Source organism: Stenotrophomonas sp. STEN056 (genome assembly GCF_056759635.1).
Window position 1 is genome coordinate 51,309 of the sequence record NZ_JBRRDL010000019.1, and the last position, 26,702, is coordinate 78,010.

Sequence of the window (26,702 nt, forward strand, 5' to 3'; positions counted from 1 at the left end):
TCGGCCATATCTGGCTTGCCGAATGGCAGGCGAGCAGGCATTACTCCCCCGGCTGCGCAGACTCCGGTGCCATGACCATTGCCGCCTCGATCAGGAACGGACGCGGCGCGTAGCCGAAATCGCGGCGTGCGGGTTCGATATCGAATGCCAGCGGTTCCTGCATACGTGCCAGCGCGGCAGCGTTCATGCCTCGCAGCCACCCTGCGGCATGCGCGCCACGCAATGCCAGCCGAAACAGCGGCACGGGCACGGGCACGCGCAGCAGGCGTGGCCGCGGCTGCAGCGCGGCAAGCACCCGCCGCACCATCTCGCTGTAACCCAGTACTTCACCGCCCCCCAGTGCGTACGCCTGGCCCGCTGTTGCCGGAAACGCCAATACCTGCATGGCGGCATCGGCCAGGTCCTGCACATGCACCGGCTGGCGCAGACCGTTGGCTGATGCAGGCAGCACGAAGATGCCACTGCGCCGGGCCATGCTTGCGATGGCGCTCAGCGTCTTGTCGCGGCCAGCGCCATAGACCAGCGTCGGCCGCAGCACGGTGGCAGCGACGCCACGCTCATGGCTTGTGGCAAACAGGCTGGTCTCCGCCTCGCGCAACCGCCGCGCCACGTCGCGCTCGGCCGGCTCGATGGAGTCCTGCTTCACGTCCACGCTGGTCGAACCAAAGGCCACCACACGCGGTGCACTGATAGCCGAAGCGCTGTACCAGCGTGCGAAATGATCCAGCGGCCCCATGCTGAAAACCACATCAAAGTCCGATGCGCCCTGCCACTGCCCGGAAAGGTCGCCTCTTATCCACTCCAGCCCTGGGCGCGACGAACGGGCTTCACGGGATACCGCGGTGACCTGCCAGCCTGCCTGATGCAGATTGGCCAGCAGGCGCTCGCCAATCTGGCCACTTCCGCCGAACACCAATGCCCGCAAAGGCCCCTGCTGATTTCGTACACACTCATCCATACCGTACAGGATAGGGGATGAAGCACAGGCTGCGCTGTGGGTAGACTCCTCGAATCCACATCGAGGACGCCATGACTCTTCCCATCGCCCCGCCTACCTCCCTCCTGCTCGCCACCGACCTGAGTGCGCGTTGCGACCGTGCCCTGGCCCGTGCGGTGCAGTTGGCACGGCAATGGAATGCGCGGCTGGTGGTGGCCACGGTACTTCCCGATGCCACCGGCGGCGGGGTTTCCTCCAGCCTGCTGCCATTGGCCTCGCCGCTGGATGAGCTGCGCGCCCGGCAACTGGCCGAACGGCGCCTGCAGCGGCTGCTGGATGATCACGCGCAAGATATGGTGGTGGATGTGCGCATTGGCCATGGCCATGTCGGCAAGGCCGTGCTGCAGCTGGCCACGGAAGAAGACTGCGGCTTGATCATCACCGGGATCTCCAGCGACCCGCTGTTCGAGCTGCCCCTGCTCGGCTCCACCGTGTTGTGGCTGACCCGGCATTCGCTGCTGCCGGTGCTGATCGTGCATGAGCGCGTGCGCGGGCCGTATCGCAACCTGGCGGTGGCCTGTGACTTTTCCGACAGCACCGACGGTGCCACGCGCCAGGCGCTGGCATTGTTCGGTGTGCCGCTGCAGCTGTCGCTGGTGCATGCACTGGAGTCTCCCGGCAGCCTGCTGTTTTCCGGCGACCGCGAAAGCATGCAGGAGCACGCACGCAGCGAGGCGCGCGAGCAGGCCCAGGCGCGGCTGGCAGGCCTGCGGCCCCTGCTCGGCCAGGCTCATGTGCACAAGGTGATCGAACCCGGCGACCCGGCCCGTGTCGTCAGCGAACATGCGCAGGCAGCCGGTACGGAGCTGGTCGTGGTGGCCACCCATGGACGCAGCGCGCTGTTCCACCTGCTCATCGGCAGCGTCGCGCGCCAGCTGGTTGAAGCATTGGAAACCGACACGCTGTTGATACGCGATGCGCGTTCCTCGGCGGCAGCCACTGAGGTGGTTGGCTCCCCGCCCTGAACCCAAACGGCCCGTTCATAAAAAGCGCGCGGGCGTAAAAAAGCGCCTGTTAGACTCCGAGACCCGCTCGTCTCACACTGCGCTCCCGCATGACGCCAGTCCTGTTGCTGCTCCTCGCGTTGCCGTTCCTGTTGGCAGCGGTCATCGCTCTGAATGGCCGCCTGTCCCGGGCCGGTGCTGCATGGCTGGCCGGTGCCGCGCCAGTGCTGGGGGTGGCCATCCTGGGCAGCCTGACGCCGGCCATCCTGGACGGCGAGGTGGTCCGCAGCAGCTGGCAATGGCTGCCGCAGATCGGCCTGGACTTCAGCCTGCGCCTGGATGGGCTGGCCTGGATGTTCGCCGGGCTGGTGCTGGGCATCGGTGCGCTGGTGGTGCTGTACGCACACTACTACCTCTCGCCACGTGACAGCGCGCGCCGCTTCTACAGCTACCTGCTGCTGTTCATGGGCGCCATGCTGGGCATGGTGTTGTCCGGCAACCTGTTGCTGCTGATGGTGTTCTGGGAACTGACCAGCATCAGCTCGTTCCTGTTGATCGGCTTCTGGTCGCACCGCAAGGACGCACGCGAAGGCGCGCGCATGGCCTTGATCGTCACTGGCGGCGGCGGCTTGGCACTGCTGGCCGGCGTGTTGTTGATCGGCCGCATCGTCGGCAGCTTCGACCTGGATGTGGTGCTGGCCTCGGGTGATCTGATCCGCGCCAGTGCGCTGTATCCGTGGGCGCTGCTGCTGGTGCTGGCCGGCATCTTCACCAAGAGCGCGCAGTTCCCGTTCCACTTCTGGTTGCCGCATGCGATGGCCGCGCCGACGCCGGTGTCGGCCTACCTGCACTCGGCCACGATGGTGAAGGCCGGCGTGTTCCTGCTGGCACGCCTGCACCCGGCACTGGCCGGCACCGAGCTGTTCTTCTACGTGGTCAGCGGCATTGGTGCGATCACGCTGTTGATCGGCGCCTGGAATGCGATCTTCCAGCACGACCTCAAGGGTTTGCTGGCGTATTCGACCATCTCGCACCTGGGCTTGATCACGCTGCTGTTTGGCCTGTCCACGCCGATGGCGGTGGTGGCCGGCGTGTTCCATATCCTCAACCACGCCACCTTCAAGGCCTCGTTGTTCATGGCCGCCGGCATCATCGACCACGAGACCGGCACCCGTGACATGCGCCGGCTTGGCGGCCTGCGCCGGCTGATGCCGATCACCAGCACGCTGGCCATCGTCGCCTCGCTGGCGATGGCCGGCATTCCGCTGCTCAATGGCTTCCTGTCCAAGGAAATGCTGTTCGCCGAAGCACTGGCCACCGGCGGCCCGGATTGGATGCGCTCGGCGATCAGCGTTGCCGCACTACTGGCCGGCATCCTCGGCGTGGCCTACAGCCTGCGCTTCGTCCACGACACATTCTTCGGCAAGGGCCCGGTGGACCTGGACGTGGTGCCGCATGAGCCGCCGCGCTGGATGAAGGTGCCGGTGGAAGTGCTGGTGGTGATCTGCCTGGCGGTCGGCATCGCCCCGGCGCTGACCATCGCCCCGGTGCTGCATGCCGCGGCCAGCTCCATCCTGGGGGCAGCAATGCCTGCCTACAGCCTGGCGGTGTGGCACGGGTTCAACCTGCCGCTGGCGATGAGCGCCGTTGGCGTGATCGGCGGCATCGTGCTGTATTTCGGCCTGCGCCGCTTCATGGACTTGTATGCCGTGCGTAACCGGCCAGTGGGCAAGCACCTGTTCCACCGCTGCCTGGATCTGCTGTTCGGCGTTGCCCACCGCCTCACCAATGCCGTGGCCAACGGCAGCATGCAGCGCATGCTGATGGCACTGGTGCTGGTGGCGGTGATCGTGGCCGCCGCGCCGTTCATCGCCAACCCGGCCATGCCGGCGTGGCCGGCGCCGCAGCCGATTCCGCTGCTGGGCTGGACCCTGTGGCTGGTGATGCTGGCCTGCGCGTTTGCCGGGCTGTTCCTGTTCCGGCAACGCCTGCTGGCGGTGATCGTGATGGGCGGCACCGGGCTGATGGTGGCGCTGACGTTCGTGTTCCTGTCGGCGCCGGATCTGGCCCTGACCCAGTTGATGGTGGAGATGGTGACGCTGGCATTGATGCTGCTGGCCATGAACTACCTGCCCGCGCAGTCGCCGCCGGAGCATTCGCGCTGGCGCAAGCGCCGCGATGCGCTGATCGCCATCGTTGCCGGTGGCGGCCTGGCCGCATTGGCCTACTCGTTGATGACCCTGCCGCCCAATACCATGGCCGGTGAGTTGCTGGTGCGCTCGCTGCCCGAAGCGTACGGGCACAACGTGGTGAACGTGATCCTGGTCGATTTCCGTGGCTTCGATACGTTTGGTGAGATCACCGTGTTCGGCATCGCCGCGCTGGTGGTGCACGCGCTGCTGCGCCGCTCGCGGATGGCGCCGGAGCAGATCATGCCCGGCCCGCCGATCAAGCTGCCGGTGCCGGCTGACCTGGCGCAGATCATGTTCCCGCTGACGCTGACCGTCTCCATCTTCCTGTTCCTGCGCGGCCACAACGCGCCCGGCGGCGGCTTTGTCGCCGGCTTGGTGCTGGCGGTGCCGCTGCTGATCCAGTACGTGATCCAGGGCACCGCGTCGGTCGAGTCACGCTTCGGTTTCGACTACATCCGCTGCATCGGCCTGGGCCTGTTGATCGCCCTGCTCAGCGGTGCAGCGTCGCTGATCTTCGGCGTGCCGTTCCTGACCAGCGGCCACCTCGACCTGCACCTGCCGTTGATCGGCACCGTGCCGCTGGCCAGCGCCATTGGCTTTGATACCGGCGTGTACCTGGTGGTGTTTGGCGGGGTGATGCTGATCCTGTCGATGATGGGCACGATCAAGCCCTCGCGCACCCGCAACGCCCGCCACGGCGAAATCGATATCCACCGCCGTTCGGCACGCACCGGGGAGATGCACTGATGGAACTGGCACTGGCAAGCGCCATCGGCGTACTGGCAGGCATCGGCATCTATCTGGTTCTGCGCGCGCGCAGCTTCGATGTGATCCTCGGCATGACGTTCCTGTCCTACGCCACCAACCTGCTGATCTTCAGCGCCGGGCGCCCGGTCATCGGCAAGGCGCCGGTGCTCAAGGACGGCGTGGCCGCCAGCCTGGCGCACTACACCGACCCCCTGCCGCAGGCGCTGGTGTTGACCGCCATCGTCATCGCCTTTGCGATGACCGCAGTAAGCATCGTGCTGGCCATGCGCAGCCGCAGCGACAACCACAGCGACCATGTCGATGCGCATGAGCCCGAGCCGGCAACCCCGGCGCCGGATGCCCAAGCAACGCCGGGAGCTGGCGCATGAATCACCTGGTGATCCTGCCGATCCTCATTCCGCTGCTCGGCGCCTCGCTGTCACTGTTCATCGAACACCGCCGCTACGGGCCCAAGGTGCAGCGCAGCGTGGCGTGGTTGAGCATGGCCGCGCTGTCGGTGGCGGTGGCGCTGTTGTTCGCGCAGACCAGTGATGGCCAGATTTCCGCCTACCTGCTCGGCGACTGGCCGGCGCGCCTGGGCATTGCGCTGGTGGCCGACCGCCTGGCCGGCTGGATGCTTGGCACCACGACGCTGCTGGCCATCGCCTGCCTGTTGTACGCCTGTACCGGCTGGGACCGCCGCGCGCCGCATTTCCATGCGCTGTTCCAGTTCCAGTTGGTCGGCCTCAACGGCGCGTTCCTGACCGGCGACATCTTCAACCTGTTCGTGTTCTTTGAAGTGCTGCTGATCGCGTCCTACGGCCTGCTGTTGTCTGGCGGCCGCGGCCTGCGCATGCGCATCGGCCTGCATTACGTGGTGTTCAACATCGCCGCCTCGACGCTGTTCCTGATCGCGCTGGGCATGCTGTACGGCACGCTCGGCTCGTTGAACATGGCCGAGATCAGCCAGCGCATCGCCGAGCTGCCGCCGTCGCACCTGAAGCTGGCCAAGGCCGCGCTGGGCCTGTTGTTGCTGGTGTTCTGCTCCAAGGCCGCGCTGCTGCCACTGTACCTGTGGCTGCCCGAATCCTATGCACGTGCACCGGCTGCCGTGGCGGCGCTGTTCGTGATCATGACCAAGGTTGGCCTGTACGCCGTGCTGCGGGTGAGCACGCTGTGGTTCGGCGACGGTGCCGGCGCGATGGCCGGTTACGGCAGCGACTGGCTGCTGTGGGCCGGCGTCGCCACGCTGGTCGTCGCGGCACTGGGCGCCTTGGCCGCCACGCGCATGAGCGTGCTGGTGGCCTACCTGGTGGTGGTCTCGGCAGCGACACTGTTCATCGCCTTCGCACTGGGCAACGCCGGCACCATTTCTGCCGGCTTGTTCTACCTGCCGCACAGCACCTTTACCGCCGCGGCAATGTTCCTGGTTGCCGACCTGATCCGCCGCCGCCGCATCCGCGCCGGGGAGCGCCGCGAAGGCGAGCTGACCGTGCTGCCGGGCAAGACCGTGCCGGGCCTGCTGTTCCTGGTGTCGGCCGTGGCCGTGGCCGGGTTGCCGCCACTGGCCGGTTTCCTGGCCAAGGTGGCGCTGTTGTCGGCGGTACCCGATGCGCATACCGGCGTGGTCTGGGCCGCGGTGCTGGGCAGCAGCCTGCTGGTGATCATGGGCCTGACCCGCACCGGCATCCGCCTGTTCTGGCACGTGCCCGGCGACGAGGATGCGCCACCGGAGCCGGAAACCACCGCCGAAGCACCCGCGCGCCCGTTTGAAACTGCCGCGGCCAGCCTGTTGCTGGCCTATGTGGTGGCGATGACGGTATTCGCCGCACCGCTGATGCGACAGACCGACGCCATCGCCGCGCAGCTGCTGACACCGTCGCAGTACGTCAATGACATACGCGGCACCGCGCCGCAGGTGAGGCAGCCATGAGCACGCGCCGTCCATTGCTGCGCAGGTTGTTCCCGTCGCCGGCGCTGTCGATCACCGTGGTCGCGTTCTGGATGGTGATGTCCTCCAGCTTCGACCTGGGCCAGTTCGTGCTGGGCTTGCTGCTGGGCCTGGTGATTCCGTTGTTCGCCACCCGCCTGGACCGCGAATTCGCGCGCCTGGGCTCCTTGCGGCCGGTTCCGAAACTGCTGTTCGTGGTGCTGTGGGACATCCTGGTGTCCAACATCCGCGTGGCCATGCAGGTACTCGGCCCGGAGCGGCGCCTCAAGCCCGGTTTCATCTGGGTGCCGCTGGACATCGACAACATCCACGGCATCGCCGCGCTGACCAGCTTCATCACCCTGACCCCGGGCACGGTGTCGGCCGCGCTGTCCGAGGACCGCCGCCACCTGCTGGTGCATGTGCTGCATCTTGAGAATGCCGACAACCTGATTGCCGAAATCAAGGCGCGTTACGAAGCGCCGCTGATGGAGATCTTCCCGTGAACGGATACGCGATTTTTGGAACCACCGTCGTGGTGTGCATGCATGTGGTCGGTGTGGCGATGCTGCTGTCGCTGTGGCGCCTGCTGCGTGGCCCGACCGTGCCCGACCGCATCCTCGCGCTGGACACGCTGTCGGTCACCGCCATTGCCGAGCTGATGCTGTTTGGCCTGTATCTGGATTCGGCCATCTACTTCGAGGCCGCGCTGGTGATCGCCATGCTCGGCTTCGGCAGCACCGTGGTGCTGAGCAAATATGTGCTGCGCCGGGACATCGTCGAATGATTACTTTCCTGCAGATCGCGCTGTCGGCGCTGCTCGCCTTCGGCACCTTCTTCATCCTGGTGGGTGCACTGGGGCTGGTGCGCTTTTCCGATTTCTTCAAGCGCCTGCATGCACCAACCAAGGCCAGCACGCTGGGCGTGGGCTGCGTGCTGGCGTGTTCGGTGGCGTACCACATCTTCCTGGGCGCGGACCCGCAGCCACGCGAGCTGCTGATCACCGTGTTCCTGTTCATCACCGCGCCGATCAGCGCCCACCTGATGGCCAAGGCCGCGCTGTCGCTGATGATGGAAAGCCGCCCGGAGCCGCCGAAAGGCAAATCAGACCAGGCTGACGCACCGCAGCCGTGATGGTGGCGCCGGATTCCGGCAAGGGGCGCAGCCTGGCCCAAGCCATGGGCAGCTACGCAGCATTGATCCGACCGCTGGTTCGCGGACTATCGGGAGGTCCAGCCACTTCCCGACCAGATCACCCTTCCCCCAACATCTGACGAAGGCCGGTTGTCCGTATCACCGGGCTGCCAAGCCCTTCCCGTGAAGCGCACACCATCTTCCGTATTCACCAGTGAATCCATGGCCTGGGGAAACTCCAGGGGTGTTTCCCCGGAAAACTCCGGGGCAACGAACAGCCTTCTGGAAGCCCCCTCTGTCACGGCGATGAATACAGAGCGCCAGCTCCTGCTGCCACCGGCACAGCCGACATCCATTGAAACGAGTGCCAGATAACGAACTTCCCGCGGCTCGCCATCCCAGCGCACGACGTTCCTTGGATCGAACAACACGGCGCAACCCGTCGCGTTGGCATAAGCGCGCACCACGGCCGGCAAGGCAGCAAGCTCCCTGCGCCCCAGCTGCTCCCAGGCTTCAATGTCCCCGACAGTCTGCGCAGAACCGGGGGCCTGAAAGCACATCAGCAACAAGAGAAGGGCTGTAACGAACCGTGCTCGCATGGCCATGTCCCGAATGATCCGAGGCTGCAAAGCCTGCAGCCTGCCTTACGGTCTACGCCGCTCCCGAGTGAAGACGGCCCCGCTGCATTCAATACAGCAGCGCCAGCTCCAGCCCCACCCACGCCAGGAACGCGACCAACAACACCCCGCCTTCGCCGCGGGTGATCTTCAGGTCGCCACGCAGCATCGGGTACAGCATCAGCACGAACACGATGGCTGCCGGCAGTTCCAGCCGCACGAACGAGGCCGGCAACGGCATCGGCCGCAGTGCGGCCATGCCGCCGATCACCACCAGAATGTTGAACAGGCTGGAACCGATGACATGGCCCACCACCATGTCGCCCTGGCCGCGACGTGCGGCGGCAATTGCGGCGGCCACTTCCGGCAGGGCAGTGCCGATGGCTACCGGCAACAGGCCGGCCAGCAGCGGCGACATGCCCCAGCCGGCGCCAATCACCGGCGCGGCCTGCACCACCCAGCGCGCGCCGTAGTACAGCACCACGGCGGCAATGACCACGCGGATGATGTTCAGGCCAAGCACGGTGCGGGTGGTGGCGTAGTTGGCAATGCTCTCCTGCAACTCAACCGGCTCGCGGCGCGCCCGCGCCAGCACGAACGCCAACACCGCCACGAAGCCCAGCAGCAACACGATGCCTTCGATACGGCTGATGGCGCCATCCAGCCCGAACACGATCAACGCCAGCGTCGCCACCGCCAGCAGCACCAGCAGCGGCGACAGCAGGCGCGTGCGCACCACCAGCGGGTAGGCCAATGCGGCCAGCGCCAGGGTCAGGCCGACGTTGACAATGTTGCTGCCCACCGCATTGCCCAGCGCCAGTTCCTGCGCACCCACCGCGAACGCGCGCGCGTTGACCACCAGCTCCGGCAACGAGGTGCCGAACGCCACCAGCAACAAGCCGGCGACAAACGGCGACGCGCCGAATCGCTGGGCCAACCCCGAGGCGGCCTTGACGATGGAATCGCCGCCGAGTGCCAGCAGCACCAGCCCCAGTACGAACCACACGATGGCTTCAAACATCACACGTCTCTCCCGGCGACGGTCGCGCGGGTGTCATGAGCACACCGCGCCAGTGAATTGGTCTGGCAAAGCGTATCAGCCACAGCCTTCGACATAGTCCACCTGCGGCGGCAGCCCCACCCGCCAGGCGGTCGCCTTGCCGTCGGCTGCCAGCTCGAACACCAATGCCCCCTGGCTGCCATCGGCGGCCGGTACGCGCAGCACCTGGCCGCCTTCCACGTACTTGTGCGGCTGCGGCGCCTGGGCCTGCGGGTACAACGCCTGCAGCTGCGCCAGATCCAGCCCGACCCTGCCGCCGCCCGGGGCGGCCACCGCAGCGCTGCGCAGGTCGTAACGGACGAATTGCCCCGATTCGATCATGAAGGCCACACCGCCCTCGCCCTGCCCGGCCGGTTGCAGGTAGTAGCAACCGCCATCGGCCGCGGCATCGCCCTGCAGTTCCGCGCCCCACGCGGTGGCCAGCTGCTCGGCATCCACGCCCAGCTGCGCCGGGCCATAGCCCTGCCAATCTGCGTCGCTTGCCGCTACCGCGCCGGCAGCCGGTGCAGGTGCCGAACCCGCCTGTGGGCCGGCCGTTGCCTCCTGCGGCGACGTGGCAGGCGCTGGGGTGCGGTTGCAGGCCGCCAGCGCGAGGACAAAGACGGCCAAGGACAAGGCGATGCGGGTCATGCGGCCACTCCAGAAGGAAACCGGGGCCGAGTCTAACCACAAGCGGGTTGTCGCCGTGCGAGCTGTCATCGAACTTTCACCTGGGCGCTGCAGGCTGGGGCCCCCGCGCTGTCGCCTCGCCCGATCATGCACCCGCGCAAGACCGAACTCGCCCATACCGTACTGCAGGCCCACCGGGCCCCGCTGGATCTGCGCCAGCGTCGTGCGCTGATCCTGTGCGACGGCAAGCGCAGCCTGGCCGAACTGAGCATGTTGCTGGGCAGCGATGCCCCGGCGCTGATCACCGAACTGCAGCGCAGCGGATATCTGGATGCTTCGGACGCGCCTGCTGTCCCCGCCGCGGTGCCTGCAGCCGCAGCCTCGCCTGCGCCTACGCCCGCCCTGGCAGTGGAGCGGCGACGGTCCATGGTGGCCGCGCGCATCTATCTGCTGGACATCCTGGCGCTGCAGCGCAACCCGACTGCCGCGCAGTTGCACAAGGTGCTGCAGGCCACGCGCGAGGAAGAGGACACCCTCAACGCCTTGCAGCTGGCATTGGCGCACCTGCCGGCCATCACCTCCGACGGCTACGCGCAGCGCGTGCGTGCGCGGTTGCAGGAAGTCGTGCCCGAAACGCATCTGGCAGCAATGGATGAGAACGTGGCGCAGCCGACGTAGGCAGTCGTGTTGATGGGATTTCGCCCCAGCCTACGGCCCATAGCGGTAGGAGCGGCCTTGGCCGCGAAGCAGATGGCGCTTCCGTTCAACGAAAGGTCGCCATCTACGAATGCTTCACGACGGGCGGTCGGTAACGGATGCAGGGCCGGCTTCGCGGCCAAGGTCGCTCCTACAATCGGCTGCAGTTGGAATTTTCATCCCAGCCTACGAGCCGGATACGGTCTGCGCGGCATGATTGGCGCCGCGCGGCTTCAGTCCTTCGGCGGGGTGAAGTTGTCGCGCAGGCCACTCCAGCATGCCTGGTAGCCACGCTGGCGATGCGCGGCGGCAATGGCCTGCTCGCTGGGGCAGATGACACCGCGCGTTTCGAACATGAAGGCCATGGTTTCGGTGATCACGTCCGGCTTGGACAGGTCGGCATTGGATGCCTTGTCGAACGTCGCCGCATCCGGGCCATGGCCACTCATGCAGTTATGCATCGATGCACCGCCCGGCACGAAGCCTTCGGCCTTGGCGTCGTAGGCGCCGTGGATCAGGCCCATGAACTCGCTGGCGATGTTGCGGTGGAACCACGGCGGGCGGAAGGTGTTCTGCGCCACCAGCCAACGCGGCGGGAAGATCACGAAATCCATGTTGCTGGTGCCGGGCGTGTCGCTGGCCGAATGCAGCACCAGGAAGATCGACGGATCCGGGTGGTCGTAGCTGATCGAACCAATGGTGTTGAAGCGGCGCAGGTCATAGCGGTACGGCGCGTAGTTGCCGTGCCAGCCGACCACGTCCAGCGGCGAATGGTTGATGTCCGCACGCCACAGGCGGCCGTGGAACTTGGCGATGAGTTCAAACTGGCCTTCGAGGTTTTCGTAGGCGGCGACCGGCGTTTCAAAGTCACGCGGATTGGCCAGGCCATTGCTGCCGATCGGGCCGAGGTCGGGCAGCTTGAGCAATGCGCCGAAGTTCTCGCAGACATAACCCCGCGCCTGCCCATCCGGCAGCTCAACGGCAAAGCGCACACCGCGTGGAATCACCGCGATCTGCTGCGGCTCGATATCGATCACGCCCATCTCGGTGCGCAGGCGCAGGCGGCCCAGTTGCGGCACGATCAGCAACTCGCCATCGGCGTTGTAGAAGTAGCGGCCGCGCATGTCGGCATTGGCCGCATACATGTGGATGCCGGCGCCGGTATGTGCCTCGGGCGCGCCATTGCCGCCCATCGTGTACAGGCCTTCGATGAAGTCGGTGGGTGCGCTTGGCAGCGGCAATGGATCCCAGCGCAACTGGTTGGGTGACACCGCCGCGTGGCTGAACTCACCATGCAGGTTGGGCTGCGCGAACGGGGTGAACTCACCGTGCATCACCGCCGGGCGGATGCGATACAACCAGCTGCGGCGGTTGCTGCCGCGCGGCGCGGTGAACGCACTGCCGGTCAACTGCTCGGCATACAGCCCATGCGCCACACGCTGCGGCGAGTTGCGCCCCACCGGCAACGTGCCGGGCACCGCCTCGGTGGCGAACTCGTTGCCGAAGCCGGATTGATAACCGTTGCTGACCATCGCGAACCTGCCTGTGATGTTGCTTGTGAGCCCCTCTCCCGCGCGGGAGAGGGGTTGGGGTGAGGGGAAGCGTTTGACGTGATCCTAAAGCAACAGGCTGATCCGGTTGCCGCGGAAATCAACAGCAACTGCCAGGGCTTGCCCTCACCCCAACCCCTCTCCCGCAGGCGGGAGAGGGGCTCAGGCAAGGGCTTCAAGCAGAAGCCTTACAGCACACCACGGCTCATCTGGTCGCGCTCGATGCTTTCGAACAAGGCCTGGAAGTTGCCTTCGCCAAAACCTTCATTGCCCTTGCGCTGGATGATCTCAAAGAAGATCGGGCCGATGCAGTTCTTGGTGAAAATCTGCAGCAGCTTGCGCTGCTTGGTTTCCGGGTCGGCGTCGATCAGGATCTTGTTCCTGCGCAGGCGTTCCACGTCTTCGCCGTTGTTCGGAATGCGCAGGTCGACCACGTCGAAGTAGGTGTCCGGCGTATCCAGGAAATCAACTCCCTGCGCGCGCATCGCCTCGACGGTGTCGTAGATGTTGTCGGTGAAGCAGGCGATGTGCTGGATGCCCTCGCCCTTGTAGGCGTCCAGGTATTCGTTGATCTGGCTCTTCGGGTCGGACGATTCGTTGAGCGGGATGCGCACGATGCCGTCCGGCGCGGTCATCGCCTTGGACACCAGGCCGGTCTTGGCACCCTTGATGTCGAAGTAGCGGATCTCGCGGAAGTTGAACAGGCGCTCGTAGTAATCCGACCACTGCTGCATGTTGCCCAGGTACAGGTTGTGGGTCAGGTGGTCGATGAAGGTCAGGCCAAAGCCCTTCGGATTCTGGTCGGCACCTTCCACCGGCACGTAGTCGGTGTCGTAGATGCTGCCGTTGCTGCCATAGCGGTCCACCAGGTACAGCATGCAATCGCCGATGCCCTTGATCACCGGCGCCGGCACCGCGCGCGTGTCAGCCAGCAGGGTCACTTCCTCGGCACCGTTGCCCAGCGCGGCGGCCAGCACGTCGGCGGCAGGCTTCTGGAAGCGGATGGCGAAGCCGCAGGCGCAGGGGCCGTGCTTGGCGGCGAAGTCGGCGGCGAAGGAGTCCGGCTCCTCATTGACAAGAAAGTTGACGCCGCCTTGACGGTAGACGGTAATAGCACGCTGCCGGTGGCGGAGCACGGCCGTGAACCCCATGTTCCGGAAGTACGCGTGCAGCTGGTCTGCCTGACCAGCCGGCGCTGCGAACTCGACGAACTCGAAACCATCGATACCCATCGGGTTTTCAAAGGTGGTGACCTGCATGCCCAGGTTGGGCGCGTGGGTTGCAGCGTGGGTTTGGGTGTTCATGGGTTGCCTCCGGAGCGTGACCGCCGCCCAACAGCGGCGACAGGAAAACAGGGAGATCCGCACGATATTGCGGATCAGTGTCGAAGGTTATAGTTTCACATGAAACCACCATCAAGGTGCACTGCAGCATGAGTTCTTCCGACTACAGCAAGTCCACCAGCATCCGGGCCTCAAATGTCCTGTTGGATCTGGAGCAGTTCCTGCCCTACCGCATCAGCGTGCTGTCCAACCGGGTCAGCGGCAACATCGCCCGGCTGTACGGCGAACGCTACGGCCTGGCCATTCCCGAGTGGCGCGTGATCACCATCCTGGCGCTGTATCCGGGCTCTTCGGCCAGCGAAGTATCCGAGCGCACGGCGATGGACAAGGTGGCCGTCAGCCGCGCCGTGGCACGCCTGCTGGAGCGTGGTTTCATCAAGCGCGAGACGCATGGGGACGACCGTCGTCGCTCGGTGCTGGCGCTGTCGGCGGCGGGGTTCGAGGTCTACGAGACCATCGCGCCGATGGTCATTGAGATGGACCGCCGCCTGATGTCGGTGCTGACCGAGGAAGAAGAGCAGGTGCTGGAGCGTTTGATCACGCGCCTGGCCGAAGCCGGTCTGTCACGCATGGCCGAAGGCTGAGCCGGGCGGCAACAGCGCACACGGCACGCGGCCTCACGCCGCAGCAACCGTCCCGCTGAAACGTTGGCCGGGCATGGACCTGCGCTACCGCATTGCCGCTCAGCTCAGGTGCTTGCGTCGCGCATGGATCCACGGCGCGGCCAGCGCGGCAATGGCGCCACCGGCAAAGCCCAGCGCCGCCGCAACCGCCGCGGCTTCAACGCGGCCAGGCAGCGCCAGCGCCGCGATCAGCAGCAAGGCGGCGGGCAGGCCGATGAACGAGGTGAGGAAAAAGCGCCAGCGCGGCACCCAGGTGTGCAGTTGCATCAGGCTTGCGGCGCTCCAGCTCTCACCCGCCAGGTCACGCCTGATTTTGTCCACAAGTTTGACCAGATCCACCTCGACGATGGCCTTGCCACTGCGAGCACGCGCCAGCTCGACGCCAACTTCGGCCGGATCAGGCCAATTGGAAGGCCAAGGCTCTGGCGCAGCAACGCCATAAGCGGTCAGCAGCGGCACGGTCAGTGACGGTACCGGCACGGTGCGCAGCCTGCGCTTGTCCAGCACGCACCACACCTGCGTTGTGCCATCGCACTCCGCCATATACAAAGCCAACTGCTCCGCCGCCGGATACGGCAACGCGGTGACGCGCGCGGCCAGGCTCTCCACGCCCATCGCCCGCAGGAAACCGACCCGCCCGCGCCCGGCGTGCGCCCACGCCAGCCCCAGCGGCGACAGCAGCATCACTTCGGCCAGGTCGGCATTGCCCGGAACCGAGCGGTCATCGCTGCCCAGATACGCCGCCAGGGATTTCGGCTCGGCAACATCCCGCTTGCCCCAGCGTTGCGAATGGCCCAACAGGAACTTGAGCGGCACCCGCGCCGCGATGGTTTCACCGCGCGCACTGTCCGAGGCAAACGGCACCACCGAGGCAACGAAGGCGCGCAGTTCATTGCCGGGCGACGTGCTCCATTCCGACGGCAGCAACCCGGCCAGCAGCCCGTTGCGGGCCAACTGATCGACCTGCTCCTTCTGCTCCACCAACCGCGTCACCGCCGCCTGCAACATGATGTTCGGCGGCACCGCTGCCTGCGGCAGGCGCGACGGTGGCGGCACCTCATCTGCTGCCGGGCTATCGTCCAACAGTTCCTCCACCGTGGGCAACATGGCCCCAGCCGGTTGCGGCACGGGGGCTGCGGCGGTGCTGGATGCGGTACTGGCAACAGGCTGCATGGGCGGTGGCGGCAAGCTGCCGGACAAAAGAGGTTGATCCGTTAGCGGCCGCGCGACGTGGAAATAAAGGTTTGGCGATCCGACGCTTCACTCCTTACTCCTGCGAAAAGAATGGGATGCGGCGAGGAATGGGATCGGCACGAGGCACACAGACGCACTGCGCCAAGCAGGGAAAGCAAAGCTGAAGAGACCCCTCCCCAACCCTCCCCTGCGCTTTGCGCAAGGGAGGGAGCAAAGCAAACACCACCAACAACAACGGCGCCCGTGGGCGCCGTCACTGGTTGCAGCATGGCCGGCTTACTCCGCCGGCGGTGCCCATTCCTTGAGGAAGGCAAAGAACCTGGCACGGTCATAGCCCTTGCCCTTCTCCAGCTCGGCGGTGAACTGCGAGTGCAGCAGCCGGCCTTCGCCATCGAGCACGAACAGGTGCGGGTAGCCCTTGATCTCGGGGAAGCCGGACAGGAACGCGGTGTTCTCGTTGTCCTCGCTGTAGTTGACCTTCATCCATACGTAGTTGGCATCGCGGAAGCGGCGGATTTCCGAGTCGCCTTCCATGAAGGCATCCAACAGGTGGCACCACGAGCACCACTCGCCACCCACATCCAACATGATCCGCTTGCCGCCGCGCTGGGCCTCGACCTTGGCCGTTTCCAGGTCGGCGGCCGGGTCACGGGCCGGGTCGAACTGCGCGTTGAGCGCCGCCACCGCGGCGATATCCGCCGCAGTGGGGGTATTGCCCGAGGCCACCGGCTGGCTGGTGTCAGCCACCGGCGCCTTCTGCTCGGACGTGTCCAGTGGCTGCACCTTTTCCGGTGCCGGTGCCGGCGGCGGGTTGCAGCCGGCCAGTGCCACGGTGAGCAACACGGGGATCACGCCGAACAGGAGCTTCATCGTTGTTTCCTCACTTCACGCCGTGCATCAGCTTCTGCACCAGCGGGGCGATCAGGAACAGCAACACGCCTGCACCCAGCAGCGACCAGAAGCCGAAGGTGTAGCCCTTCAGGGCCGATTCCACCGTCATGCCGCTCTCACCGCTGACCACGGCGGCAAAGATGCCGGACAGGTTGTTGCCTATGGCAGTGGACAGGAACCAGCCGCCCATTGCCAGGCCGACGACCTTCAGCGGTGCCAGCTTGGTGGTCATCGACAGGCCGATCGGCGACAAGCACAGCTCACCGACGGTCTGGATCACGTAGACCATGAACAAGGTCCAGAACGGGATCTTGCCGGCGCCGTCGACCAGCGAGGACAGCGCGTACATCAGCAGCAGGAAGGCCAGGCCGTTGAAGATCAGGCCCAGGCCGAACTTGCGCGGGATCGACGGGTTGGCCTTGCCCAGCGCGGTCCACAGCCACACGAATATCGGGCCGAGGGCCAGGATGGCCACCGAGTTGACCGACTGGAACCAGCCGATCGGGAAGGTCCAGCCGCCCAGGTCGCGGTTGACGATGTTCTGCGCCAGGAAGTTGAACGAGCTGCCCGCCTGCTCGAAGAACATGAAGAACAGCACGTTGAACACGAAGATGATCAACATGGCGATGGCACGGTCACGGGCCACCTTGCCCTCGCGGATGCCCTCGACCAGGATCATCACGCACAGCGCGGTGAACAGCGCGCCCAGGATCCAGCCCAGGATGCCGGCGTCGATGGACAGCAGCGCATAGGCCACCGGCACGGCCACCAGCGAACCGACCAACACACCGATGGTGCGGCCGATGCCCTCACCACCGGCCGGCGGCTTGCCGACATCACCGAGCTGGCGACGACCAAACCAGAACCACACCAGGCTGATCAGCATGCCGATGCCCGAGGCGATGAACACGTACTTGTAGGCCGGCATGGCTTCGGTGCCGAACACGTTCTCGGCCAGGATGCCGGTCAGCACCGGGGCGATCAGCGCGCCGGCGTTGATGCCCATGTAGAAGATGGTGAAGCCCGAATCACGCCGCGAGTCGTTGATGCCGTACAGCTGCCCGACCATGCTGGAGATGTTCGGCTTGAACAGGCCGTTGCCCGCGATCACCGTGGCCAGACCGATACGGAATACCTGGTCGTCGGGAATGGCGATCAGGAACAGGCCCAGCGACATCACCGCCGCACCGATCAGGATCGAACGCTGGTAGCCGATGATCCGGTCGGCGACGAAACCGCCGAACAGGGCTGCCGCGTACACCAGCGCCAGGTAGGCGCCGTAGAGCTTGCTGGCACCGGCCTGGCTCTCGGAGAACTGGGCGACGATGTACAGCGTCAATGCCCAGCGGATGCCGTAGAAGGCAAACCGCTCGAAGAATTCGGTCATGAACAGCATCCACAGCGGGCGTGGATGGCCGAGCAGGTTGGTGAACTCCGGCACGGGCGCCGGGTTTGTTGCGGAATTCGGCGCGGCAGCGCTCATGCGGGTGTCCCCTGAATAATTTGCGTCGAAAGAAATCGGCCGGAACCGGCGCGACGGGCGAGGATCACCGAAGCGTCGGCTTCACGTCAAATCCACATTGCACCGCAGCCACACCGGCCGTGCCCCGGCCGGTGCCGCGCCGGGCTCATCATGCTGCGGTCGCAACATACTGAATGCGTTGAATTTTCAGGCCCAGGCCGGCCACCGGCGGTGCCGCCACCGCAGCGGGGCGGGCTCAGGCGTCGGCGCGGATGCTGGTGCGTACCTCGAACAGTTCCGGGAAGAAGGTCAGCTCCAGCGCCTGCTTGAGGAACCCCACGCCACTGGAACCGCCGGTGCCGCGCTTGAAGCCGATCACCCGCATTACCGTGCGCATGTGGCGGAAGCGCCACAGCTGGAACTGGGTTTCCAGATCCACCATGTCCTCGCACAGCGAGTATTCGCGCCAGTAACGGTCGGTGTCCTGGTAGATGTTCTCGAACACCGTGCGCAGGGCCGCGTCGCTGACATGCGGCTGGGTCCAGTCGTGGTCTTCATAGGTTGCCGGGATGGCATGGCCAAAGCGCGCCAGGTAGCTCAGGAACTCCTCATACAAGCTGGGGGCTTCCAGCACCTCGCGCAGCTGTGCCTGCCCTTCCGGGTCGTAGGCGAACACGGCAAGCATGTCGGCGTTCTTGTTGCCCAGCAGGAATTCGATATAGCGGTACTGCAGCGACTGGAAGCCCGAGGACGGCCCCAGCACATCGCGGAAGCCCATGTACTCCGAGGGCGTGAGGGTTTCCAGCACCGCCCATTGTTCGGTCAACAGGCGCAGCACCTGCTTGGCCCGGGCCAGCACCTTGCGGCACTGCCAGACTTCGTCGCGCTGCATATGGCCGCGCGCGGCGCGCAGCTCGTGGGCCAGCAGCTTCAGCCACAGCTCCGAGGTCTGGTGCTGGATGATGAACAGCATCTCGTCGTGGTGCGGCGGGTTGGACAGCGGCTGCTGGGCCGACAGCAGCTGGTCCAGGCGCAGGTAGCCGCCATAGGTGAGCCGGCCCTGCAGGTCGGTGTGTATGCCTGCTTCAAGCTCACGCTGGTTTTTCTCTACGGTCATCGGCCTTGCCATCTGCGCGGGGCGCAAAGCGTAACGCAGCGCGGGGCTGGCACGGGAACCGAGTGCGCAGTGGGTTCGGGGCCGCATCAATGTGCAGATGCGGCGGAGCGGAGCCTTGTTCCGCCACAGCCTTCCCGGTGACGCCCCTGCCGAGCATGACTCGCCGCTCCTGCCCCCTCCCTTTCACCGCAGGTGAAGGGGAGGGCTGGGGAGGGGTTCTTTTGACGTTGGCTCCGAATGCGCATCTGCAAACAGCAACCACAGCAGCAACAGCACCCCTCCCCGCCCCTCCCCTGCGCTGTGCGCAAGGGAGGGGGAAAAGCCTGCCTGCCCCAACTGCATCTGCCCGCTCCCCCGGCGCGGTGCACGAGGACGGGAAGAGTCCCAGCGCTTCCCTCCTTGATGAAGCCCCCACCCTCGCTCGGGTGGTCCGCGTACCCTTCGCCCGCGCAAACGGAATCAGAACACTTGCATCGGCAACCGGCGCGACAATGCCCCGGCCCCGCGCCAGCCGACTGAATACGTTGTGTTTGCTCGGTCAACGCACAGCCCATGGAACGAACGCAGTCCTTGCACGGTCAATCGTGCTGCGCCGCAGGACAGCTTTTTCGGACTGAGTCCTTACCATGTGCAATTCCTATCATTTGAAACCATCTGTTCAAGGTGTTGCTGCAATGACGGTTTCCGCCCAGTTCCAAATCGAATACCTGCAGTACCTGGATGTCGACGGCACCCTGGTACGCAATGACCTCCCCGAGTCGCTGCGCGACCCCCGTGCGCTGCTGCCGATGTTCCGGCAGATGCTGGCCACCCGGGTGTTCGACACCAAGGCCGTGGCGCTGCAGCGCACCGGCAAGCTCGGCACCTTCGCCTCCTGCCTGGGCCACGAAGCGGCCCACGTCGGCATCGGCGCGGCCATGAAGAGCGGCGACGTGTTCGCCCCCAGCTACCGCGAGTACGGCGCCATGTTCATGCGCGGCGTGCGCCCGCGCGACGTGCTGATGTACTGGGGCGGCGACGAGCGTGGCAGCGACTATGCCCGCGACAGCGATGCGGTCCGCGATTTCCCGATCTGCGTGCCGATCTCCACCCAGTGCCTGCACGCAGCCGGCTCGGCGTTGTCGTTCAAGCTGCGCGGCATGCCGCAGGTGGCAGTGACCGTCTGTGGCGACGGTGGCAGCTCCAAGACCGACTTCTACGCCGCACTGAACTCGGCCGGCGCCTACCAGTTGCCGCTGATCATGTGCATCGTCAACAACGGCTGGGCCATTTCGGTACCGCGCTCGGCCCAGACCGGCGCCGAAACCCTGGCCCAGAAGGGCCTGGCCGGCGGCCTGTTCTGCCTGCAGGTGGACGGCAACGACCTGATCGCCGTGCTGGCGGCCATGGAACAGGCACGTGAGCGTGCGCTGTCGGGCAAGGGCGGCACGGTGCTGGAATTCCTCACCTATCGCCTGTCAGACCACACCACCGCCGATGACGCCCGCCGCTACCGCGACGACGCCGAAGTGAAGGCGGCCTGGTTGAAGGAACCGCTGATCCGCCTGCGCAAGTACCTCACCGCCGCCGGCGTGTGGAGCGAGGAAGAAGAAAAGAACTGGATCGCCGAATGCGGCACCCGCGTGGACGAGGAGGTCAACGCCTACCTCAACTGCCCGGTGCAGCCGGTCGAGGCGATGTTCGATTTCCTCTACGCCGACCCGCCGCCGGATCTGCTGGCCCAGCGCGCCGCCGCCATCGCCCTGGAGCAGCGCCATGGATGACATCAAGCGCAACACCCCTGTCACCCCGGCCAGCCACGATCACGGCGTCGCGCACAGCGCGGCGAGCAACAGCGGAGACAACCCGATGACCGCCACCCCGATCACCCTCATCGAAGCCGTCACCCAGGCGCTGGCCTGGGAAATGGAACACGACCCCTCGGTGCTGGTGCTGGGCGAAGACGTGGGCGTCAACGGCGGCGTGTTCCGCGCCACCGCCGGCCTGCAGCAGCAGTTCGGTGCACAGCGCGTGCTGGATACCCCGCTGGACGAAACCACCATCGCCGGCCTCACCGTCGGCCTGGCCGCACAGGGCATGAAGCCGGTGGCCGAAGCCCAGTTCGATGGCTTCGTTTACCCGATGGTGGACCACATCATCTGCCACGCCGCACGCCTGCGTAACCGTACCCGTGGCCGCCTGCATTGCCCGATGGTGCTGCGCGTGCCGTGGGGCGGTGGTATCCGCGCACCGGAGCACCACAGCGAGGCCAACGAAGCCATCTTCACCAACGTGCCGGGCCTGCGCGTGGTGCTGCCGTCCAGCCCGCAGCGCGCCTACGGCCTGCTGCTGGCCGCGATCCGCGAGCCGGATCCGGTGATCTACATGGAGCCCAAGCGCATCTATCGCCAGTACAAGGAAGTGGTCGCCAATGATGGCGAGGCACTGCCGCTGGACGTGTGCTTCGTGCTGCGTGACGGCACCGACGTGACCCTGGTCACCTGGGGCGCACAGGTCAAGGAAGCACTGGAAGCAGCCGACAAGCTGGCCGGCGAAGGCATCAGTGCCGAAGTGATCGACGTGGCCACGCTGCGCCCGCTGGATTTCGCCACCATCGCCGAGTCGGTGGCCAAGACCGGCCGCTGCGTGATCGTGCAGGAAGCACCGAAGACCGCGGGTTTCGGTGCCGAAATTGCCGCACGCCTGGCCGAGGAATCCATGTACGACCTGCTCTCGCCGGTCGAGCGCGTGACCGGCTACGACACCCACATTCCGCTGTTCCGCCTGGAGATGAAGTACCTGCCAAGCGTGGAGCGGATTGTGGCGGCGGCCAAGCGCGCGGTAGCGGCGGGCTGACATGCGGGCGCGCCTGCATGGCAGCCACCGCAGCCAGTACCCCAATCCACTGCAGTTCCGCGCCGGCCAGATTGTCGAACTGGGCGTGCGCGACGAAGAATGGCCGGCCTTCGCCTGGGTGAAAACCGACGAAGGCAGCGCCGGCTGGGCCCCCGTGGCCTGGCTGCAACCACTGGATGACGGCCGCGCCGAGGCGCTGCGCGATTACAGTGCTCGCGAACTGGATGTGGACCGGGGCGAACAGGTGCGGCTGCATCACGAACATGGTGGCTGGTGGTGGTCCGAACGCGCCGACGGCGCGCAGGGCTGGTTGCCGGCACGCGAACTTGAATTGCTGGAAGAGAACTGCACATGAGCCAGACCAAGAATTTCAACCTGCCCGACCTGGGCGAAGGCCTGCCGGACGCCACCATCGTGGAGTGGTTCGTCAAGGAAGGCGATGTGATCAAGCTCGACGAACCGCTGGTGGCCATGGAAACCGCCAAGGCCGTGGTGGAAGTGCCCTCGCCGGTCTCCGGCAAGGTGCTGAAGCTGGCGGGTGCCGCGGGGGACATCGTGGTGACCGGCCATGTGCTGGCCAGCTTCGAGCTTGACCCGAACCTGCCGCAGCGTGCCGAAGGCCAGGACACCGGCCATCACCACGGCGCACCGGCACCGGCCGCACCTGTGGCCGCTCCTGCCGCAGCTCCGGCAGCGGCCGCTGCCGAACGCGCCGATGAAGGCACCGTGGTCGGCGCGATGGTCAGCTCCAATGCCGTGCACACCGAGCAGGCCGTGGCCGTCGGTGGCGTCAAGGCCGTGCCGGCGGTGCGTGCGATGGCACGCAAGCTGGGCGTGGACCTGGCCCGCGTGCGCGCCACCGGCGCCGAAGGCGCGGTGACGATGAATGATGTGAAGCAGGCGGCCGAAGCCGGCACTGCAAAGGTCGGCGCCGCGCCGGCAGCAGCGCCGCGTGCCGTGGTCGCTCCGGCGCCCGCAGCACGCGTCGAAGCCACCCGCACCCCGCTGTCCGCCGCTGGCAAGCCGATGCGTACCGCGCCTCCGGGCGTGGTTGCCAAGGGCCAGCCGGAACCGCTGAAGGGCGTGCGCCGCAACATGGCGCGGGTGATGGCCGATGCGCACAGCAAGGTCGTGCCGACCACGCTGAGTGATGACGCCGACATCCACGCCTGGGCACCGGGCAATGACATGACCTCGCGCCTGGTCCGCGCCATCGTCAGCGCCTGCCAGGCCGTGCCGGCCATGAATGCCTGGTTCGACGGTGACAACCTCACCCGCACCCTGCATGCGCAGGTGGACATCGGCATTGCCGTGGACACCGACGACGGCCTGTTCGTGCCGGCGTTGCGCAATGCCGACATGCTTGATGCGCGCGGCGTGCGCGAAGGCATCAACCGCCTGCGCCAGCAGGTCGAAGACCGTTCGATCGCGCCGTCGGAACTGAGCGGCTACACCATCAGCCTGTCCAACTTCGGCATGTTCGCCGGCCGCTATGCCACCCCGGTGGTGGTACCGCCGTGCGTGGCCATCGTCGCTGCCGGTCGTGCCCGCTTCCAGCTCACCCCGGTGATGGGCGGCGTGGAAACGCACAAGGTCATCCCGCTGTCGGTCACCTTCGATCACCGCGCCTGCACCGGCGGCGAAGCTGCCCGCTTCCTGCGCGCGCTGATCGACGACCTGGCCCTGGTCAACTGACATCCCTGTGTTACTGCAACATTTGAGCCCGCAGCAATGCGGGCTTTTTTTGTCGACCGCATCACCCATCACGGCTGATGCGGCCGCGTGCGCTCGCCGTTGCAGTCGTTGGCTGTCATGCTTGCGTGCCTTACGGCACAACAAGGCACAACGCATGGGAATGGTGACAGGGATGGTGGTCGGCGCGGTGATCGGCCTGGGCGCCTTGAACGTCATGGCGCTGATGGCCAAAAACAGCGGCCGGCCATTCGACCAGACCACGTTGACCAGCGAGGAGAATGTGCTGGGCAAGGTAGCCGCCTGGGCGCAGGCCAACGGCTATTACCTGGACAACGAATCCGGCCAGACCCAGCGCTATCGCAAGGGCAAGGGCTTCCTGACCGCCCCGATGTTCCTGGAAGTCAGCCGCGAGGGCAGCCGCTATACCTTCCGCAGCTACACGCGCATCAACGGCTTGTTCATCAAGGGCGACATGGCCCTGAGCGGCGGCAACTTCGTGGCCAGCGTGCCGCGCTCGATGGCCCGCAAGGCACAGAACGTACTGTTCGCCGAACTGCACGCCCCGCCCATCGGCTGAACCCGCCGCAACCCGGCGCTGCCACCGCGCCGTACCGTTGTCATCGCTTTCGCAAACGCGGGCGCTAGGATGGGCCCGCTGACCACGAACATGATTCGGTAAACGCCCATGGACGCTTGGATCTGTACGCACTGTGGTGGACGCAACGGCCGTCAGGCGCGTCAGTGCTGGCGCTGCAGCAGGTTTGTGGATGGCTCCGCACCCGCTCCTGAAACCGCCGAACCGGCAAACGCCGGCCCTGCCCGGCAATCGCCCCGGCAGTTGGAATGCCTGCGTTGCCCGGGCGCAGCCATGGAATTCATCGGCCGCCGACGCTTCCACGAAGGCACCCAGGCAATGCCGTTCCTGCTCGGCAGCCTGGGGGAGTTGTTCGTACAACGCGAGGAGTTTGATCTGTACGCCTGCGCGCGCTGCGGCAAGGTGGAACTGTTCCTGTCCACCACACCGTACTGACAGCGGATGCACATGCCACGCCGGCTCATTGTGCTGTTCGTAATGGTGTACGCCGCCATGCTGTGGGGTGGCGCGGCACTGAAGCCCGGCTACACGGCAATGTCGCAGTACATCAGCGAACTGGGCGCCACCGGCAGCGCGCATGCGCGCCTGATCAGCCTGGCCGGTTTCATTCCGGTGGGGCTGCTGGCCGCATGGCTGCTCCGGGTGATGGCACCGCGCGTGCCGGTATCCGGTGCCAGTCGCGCCGGCTATTGGCTGCTGCTGTGCGAGCCGCTGGCGTGGGTCGGCTCGGCACTGGCGCCATGCGACCTGGGTTGCCCGCTGGAAGGCAGCCTGTCGCAATCCCTGCACAACCTGCTTGGCGTGTTCACCTATCTGGGCACCACGCTCGCGCTGGTCCTGCTGGCCACCACACCGCGGATCAAACCCGCCACCCGCATGCTGTGGATCGCCCTGGCCGGCCTATGGCTGCTGTTGTTCGTGCTGATGGGGCTGGCGCCGCTGCATGAATGGCGCGGTTTGCTCCAGCGCCTGGCCGAATGGCTGGTCTACGGCACGTTGTGTGCCGCCGCATGGCGCTTGGCCGCACCTGCAACGCGCCCTGGCAAGGCATAAGCTGCAAGCCCCGCCCAAGGAGCAATGCCATGAGCCACCGCAGCCGTCTGGCCGGTTTCATCATCGATTGCCAGGACACCGACAGCGACCATGCCGCTGCGTTCTGGGGCCGCGCATTGGGCCTGGCCGCCGAGGCGGGCTACACCGAGGACGATGGTGCCCAGTACGCCGAGCTGATTGGCGCCCCCGCCGGCCTGCATGTCGAAGTACAGCGCGTGAGCCATGCTTCCCGCGTGCACCTGGACATCGAAGCCGACGACATCGATGCCGAAGCCAGCCGGCTTGAAGCACTGGGCGCAAAACGCATTGGCTTCGTCAAACGCTGGTGGGTGATGGAAGCACCCACCGGGCATCGCTTCTGCGTGGTGCACATGAAGCACCCCGAACGCGGCCCGGCCCCCAACACCTGGGAGTAACGCTGCCGGCCGGCGGATAATGGCCGGCATCGTCCGTGGTTGGAGCTGCATTGATGTCTTCCCCTACCCTCGCCCATGCCCGCGTACTGGTGGCCGGCGGCAGCCGTGGCATCGGCCTGGCCATTGCCCAGGCCTTTGCAGAAGCCAATGCCCATGTCGGCATCTGCGCGCGCGATGCGCATGTGCTGCAGCAGGCCGGTATTGCCCTGGAAGAAGCCGGTGCCGGCAGCGTGCACACGCAGCGATGCGACCTTTCCGATCCCGTGCAGATCCAGCAATGGGTGGAGGCTGCCGCCGCGGCACTGGGCGGCATCGACATCGTCATCAACAATGCCTCCGGCTATGGCAACGGCAATGACGACGCCAGTTGGCAGGCAGGCTTTGACATCGACCTGATGGCAGCGGTGCGCACCAATCGCGCCGTACTGCCCTACCTGCGCAACAGTGCGATGCCGGCCATCCTCAACATCACATCGATCAACGCGCTGGTGCCAACACCCCGCGCCACTGCCTACTCGGCCGCAAAGGCTGCGTTGAACTACTACACGACCGCACTGGCCACCGAACTGGCGCGCGAGCGCATCCGCGTCAACGCCATCGCGCCCGGTTCCATTGAATTCCCCGGTGGCCTGTGGGACCGGCGTCGCAGCGAAGATCCGGCACTCTACGCGCAGATCCGTGCACGCATTCCCTTTGGCGGCTTTGGCGATGCCGACGACGTTGCCAGTGCGGCGGTGTTCCTGTGTTCACCGGCAGCACGCTGGATCACAGGGCAGGTGCTGGCGGTGGATGGCGGGCAATCACTGCCCACCTGAGCACATACACGCAACCGTAGAAGCGGCCCTGGCCGCGAAGCTGGCGATGCGTCCCGTCACACGAGAAATCGCAATCCCGCATCACCGCGTTGCAGGCAACACACCGCCGGGCAGTGCATGGGCTTCGCGGCCAAGGCCGCTCCTACAAAGCAAACAGACACCTGTAGGAGCGGCCTTGGCCGAGAAA

General features: G+C 66.1%; 28 protein-coding genes. 18 read left to right on the plus strand and 10 right to left on the minus strand.

Annotated elements, in window-relative coordinates:
• Positions 1–40 precede the first annotated feature (40 nt).
• Positions 41–958, minus strand: coding sequence for an NAD-dependent epimerase/dehydratase family protein (locus ACVOLO_RS11520; protein ID WP_481570430.1), 918 nt, complete (start codon positions 956–958; stop codon positions 41–43).
• A 71-nt stretch (positions 959–1,029) separates the two neighbouring features.
• On the opposite strand from ACVOLO_RS11520, the gene ACVOLO_RS11525 reads away from it, so the two are divergent.
• The 7 genes from ACVOLO_RS11525 to ACVOLO_RS11555 all read left to right on the plus strand — a co-directional run bounded on the left by ACVOLO_RS11525 (position 1,030) and on the right by ACVOLO_RS11555 (position 7,944).
• Positions 1,030–1,962 (plus strand): universal stress protein, encoded by a 933-nt coding sequence (locus ACVOLO_RS11525; protein WP_481570431.1) that lies wholly within the window; start codon positions 1,030–1,032, stop codon positions 1,960–1,962.
• Between the two features lie 89 nt (positions 1,963–2,051).
• Positions 2,052–4,880 carry a monovalent cation/H+ antiporter subunit A gene (locus tag ACVOLO_RS11530; protein ID WP_481570433.1) on the plus strand — a complete coding sequence of 943 codons (2,829 nt, stop codon included), beginning with the start codon at positions 2,052–2,054 and terminating at the stop codon, positions 4,878–4,880.
• On the plus strand, positions 4,880–5,269 hold the full coding sequence (locus tag ACVOLO_RS11535) for a Na+/H+ antiporter subunit C (protein WP_481570434.1): 390 nt from the start codon (positions 4,880–4,882) through the stop codon (positions 5,267–5,269). The genes ACVOLO_RS11530 and ACVOLO_RS11535 overlap by 1 nt, the downstream gene beginning before the upstream one ends.
• Positions 5,266–6,813 (plus strand): monovalent cation/H+ antiporter subunit D, encoded by a 1,548-nt coding sequence (locus ACVOLO_RS11540; protein ID WP_481570435.1) that lies wholly within the window; start codon positions 5,266–5,268, stop codon positions 6,811–6,813. The genes ACVOLO_RS11535 and ACVOLO_RS11540 overlap by 4 nt, the downstream gene beginning before the upstream one ends.
• Entirely contained in the window at positions 6,810–7,316 is a 507-nt protein-coding gene (locus tag ACVOLO_RS11545) for a Na+/H+ antiporter subunit E (RefSeq protein ID WP_481570436.1), read from the plus strand. Before ACVOLO_RS11540 ends, ACVOLO_RS11545 begins: the two co-directional genes overlap by 4 nt.
• Positions 7,317–7,354: 38 nt before the next feature.
• Positions 7,355–7,597: a K+/H+ antiporter subunit F gene (locus ACVOLO_RS11550; protein ID WP_481570458.1), complete on the plus strand. Its 243-nt coding sequence runs from the start codon at positions 7,355–7,357 to the stop codon at positions 7,595–7,597.
• Positions 7,594–7,944 (plus strand): Na+/H+ antiporter subunit G, encoded by a 351-nt coding sequence (locus tag ACVOLO_RS11555; RefSeq protein ID WP_481570437.1) that lies wholly within the window; start codon positions 7,594–7,596, stop codon positions 7,942–7,944. Before ACVOLO_RS11550 ends, ACVOLO_RS11555 begins: the two co-directional genes overlap by 4 nt.
• An 86-nt stretch (positions 7,945–8,030) precedes the next feature.
• Here the strand turns inward: ACVOLO_RS11555 and ACVOLO_RS11560 are convergent, their stop codons facing one another.
• The 3 genes from ACVOLO_RS11560 to ACVOLO_RS11570 form a co-directional block, all read right to left on the minus strand.
• Positions 8,031–8,549: a hypothetical protein gene (locus ACVOLO_RS11560; protein ID WP_481570438.1), complete on the minus strand. Its 519-nt coding sequence runs from the start codon at positions 8,547–8,549 to the stop codon at positions 8,031–8,033.
• An 82-nt stretch (positions 8,550–8,631) separates the two neighbouring features.
• Entirely contained in the window at positions 8,632–9,582 is a 951-nt protein-coding gene (locus tag ACVOLO_RS11565) for a calcium/sodium antiporter (RefSeq protein ID WP_481570439.1), read from the minus strand.
• A gap of 75 nt (positions 9,583–9,657) precedes the next feature.
• Positions 9,658–10,251: a lectin gene (locus tag ACVOLO_RS11570; RefSeq protein WP_481570440.1), complete on the minus strand. Its 594-nt coding sequence runs from the start codon at positions 10,249–10,251 to the stop codon at positions 9,658–9,660.
• Positions 10,252–10,377: 126 nt separating this feature from the next.
• Here ACVOLO_RS11570 and ACVOLO_RS11575 point away from each other — a divergent pair, with 126 nt between their 5' ends.
• Positions 10,378–10,908, plus strand: a complete 531-nt coding sequence (locus ACVOLO_RS11575) for a hypothetical protein (RefSeq protein WP_481570441.1) — start codon at positions 10,378–10,380, stop codon at positions 10,906–10,908.
• A 251-nt stretch (positions 10,909–11,159) separates the two neighbouring features.
• On the opposite strand, the gene hmgA is transcribed toward ACVOLO_RS11575, so the two are convergent.
• A complete protein-coding gene (hmgA, locus tag ACVOLO_RS11580; protein WP_481570442.1) occupies positions 11,160–12,458 on the minus strand; it encodes a homogentisate 1,2-dioxygenase in 1,299 nt (432 codons plus the stop codon).
• Between the two features lie 206 nt (positions 12,459–12,664).
• The gene (gene hppD, locus ACVOLO_RS11585) at positions 12,665–13,735 is read right to left on the minus strand and encodes a 4-hydroxyphenylpyruvate dioxygenase (protein ID WP_481570459.1); all 1,071 of its coding nucleotides are present in this window, start codon (positions 13,733–13,735) and stop codon (positions 12,665–12,667) included.
• 173 nt (positions 13,736–13,908) lie between these two features.
• On the opposite strand from hppD, the gene ACVOLO_RS11590 reads away from it, so the two are divergent.
• Entirely contained in the window at positions 13,909–14,403 is a 495-nt protein-coding gene (locus ACVOLO_RS11590; RefSeq protein WP_057634639.1) for a MarR family winged helix-turn-helix transcriptional regulator, read from the plus strand.
• A 99-nt stretch (positions 14,404–14,502) separates the two neighbouring features.
• Here the strand turns inward: ACVOLO_RS11590 and ACVOLO_RS11595 are convergent, their stop codons facing one another.
• The 4 genes from ACVOLO_RS11595 to ACVOLO_RS11610 form a co-directional block, all read right to left on the minus strand.
• On the minus strand, positions 14,503–15,549 hold the full coding sequence (locus ACVOLO_RS11595) for a hypothetical protein (protein ID WP_481570443.1): 1,047 nt from the start codon (positions 15,547–15,549) through the stop codon (positions 14,503–14,505).
• Between the two features lie 363 nt (positions 15,550–15,912).
• Entirely contained in the window at positions 15,913–16,506 is a 594-nt protein-coding gene (locus ACVOLO_RS11600) for a thioredoxin family protein (protein ID WP_481570444.1), read from the minus strand.
• Between the two features lie 10 nt (positions 16,507–16,516).
• Positions 16,517–18,010: a peptide MFS transporter gene (locus ACVOLO_RS11605; RefSeq protein ID WP_481570445.1), complete on the minus strand. Its 1,494-nt coding sequence runs from the start codon at positions 18,008–18,010 to the stop codon at positions 16,517–16,519.
• Positions 18,011–18,245: 235 nt separating this feature from the next.
• The gene (locus ACVOLO_RS11610; protein ID WP_481570446.1) at positions 18,246–19,106 is read right to left on the minus strand and encodes a tryptophan 2,3-dioxygenase; all 861 of its coding nucleotides are present in this window, start codon (positions 19,104–19,106) and stop codon (positions 18,246–18,248) included.
• 674 nt (positions 19,107–19,780) lie between these two features.
• Between ACVOLO_RS11610 and pdhA the strand changes: the two genes are divergently transcribed.
• The 9 genes from pdhA to ACVOLO_RS11655 all read left to right on the plus strand — a co-directional run bounded on the left by pdhA (position 19,781) and on the right by ACVOLO_RS11655 (position 26,515).
• Entirely contained in the window at positions 19,781–20,869 is a 1,089-nt protein-coding gene (gene pdhA / locus ACVOLO_RS11615; protein ID WP_481570447.1) for a pyruvate dehydrogenase (acetyl-transferring) E1 component subunit alpha, read from the plus strand.
• Positions 20,862–21,941 (plus strand): alpha-ketoacid dehydrogenase subunit beta, encoded by a 1,080-nt coding sequence (locus ACVOLO_RS11620; protein ID WP_481570448.1) that lies wholly within the window; start codon positions 20,862–20,864, stop codon positions 21,939–21,941. The genes pdhA and ACVOLO_RS11620 overlap by 8 nt, the downstream gene beginning before the upstream one ends.
• Before the next feature lies 1 nt (position 21,942).
• Entirely contained in the window at positions 21,943–22,296 is a 354-nt protein-coding gene (locus tag ACVOLO_RS11625) for an SH3 domain-containing protein (RefSeq protein ID WP_481570449.1), read from the plus strand.
• Positions 22,293–23,636 carry a dihydrolipoamide acetyltransferase family protein gene (locus ACVOLO_RS11630; protein ID WP_481570450.1) on the plus strand — a complete coding sequence of 448 codons (1,344 nt, stop codon included), beginning with the start codon at positions 22,293–22,295 and terminating at the stop codon, positions 23,634–23,636. Before ACVOLO_RS11625 ends, ACVOLO_RS11630 begins: the two co-directional genes overlap by 4 nt.
• Before the next feature lie 154 nt (positions 23,637–23,790).
• Positions 23,791–24,213, plus strand: a complete 423-nt coding sequence (locus ACVOLO_RS11635) for a hypothetical protein (protein WP_481570451.1) — start codon at positions 23,791–23,793, stop codon at positions 24,211–24,213.
• Positions 24,214–24,504: 291 nt separating this feature from the next.
• Positions 24,505–24,666: a hypothetical protein gene (locus tag ACVOLO_RS11640; protein ID WP_481570452.1), complete on the plus strand. Its 162-nt coding sequence runs from the start codon at positions 24,505–24,507 to the stop codon at positions 24,664–24,666.
• Positions 24,667–24,678: 12 nt separating this feature from the next.
• Entirely contained in the window at positions 24,679–25,284 is a 606-nt protein-coding gene (locus ACVOLO_RS11645; protein WP_481570453.1) for a DUF998 domain-containing protein, read from the plus strand.
• Positions 25,285–25,313: 29 nt separating this feature from the next.
• Positions 25,314–25,700 (plus strand): VOC family protein, encoded by a 387-nt coding sequence (locus ACVOLO_RS11650; protein ID WP_481570454.1) that lies wholly within the window; start codon positions 25,314–25,316, stop codon positions 25,698–25,700.
• A gap of 53 nt (positions 25,701–25,753) precedes the next feature.
• Positions 25,754–26,515 (plus strand): SDR family NAD(P)-dependent oxidoreductase, encoded by a 762-nt coding sequence (locus ACVOLO_RS11655; protein WP_481570455.1) that lies wholly within the window; start codon positions 25,754–25,756, stop codon positions 26,513–26,515.
• Positions 26,516–26,702: the final 187 nt, after the last annotated feature.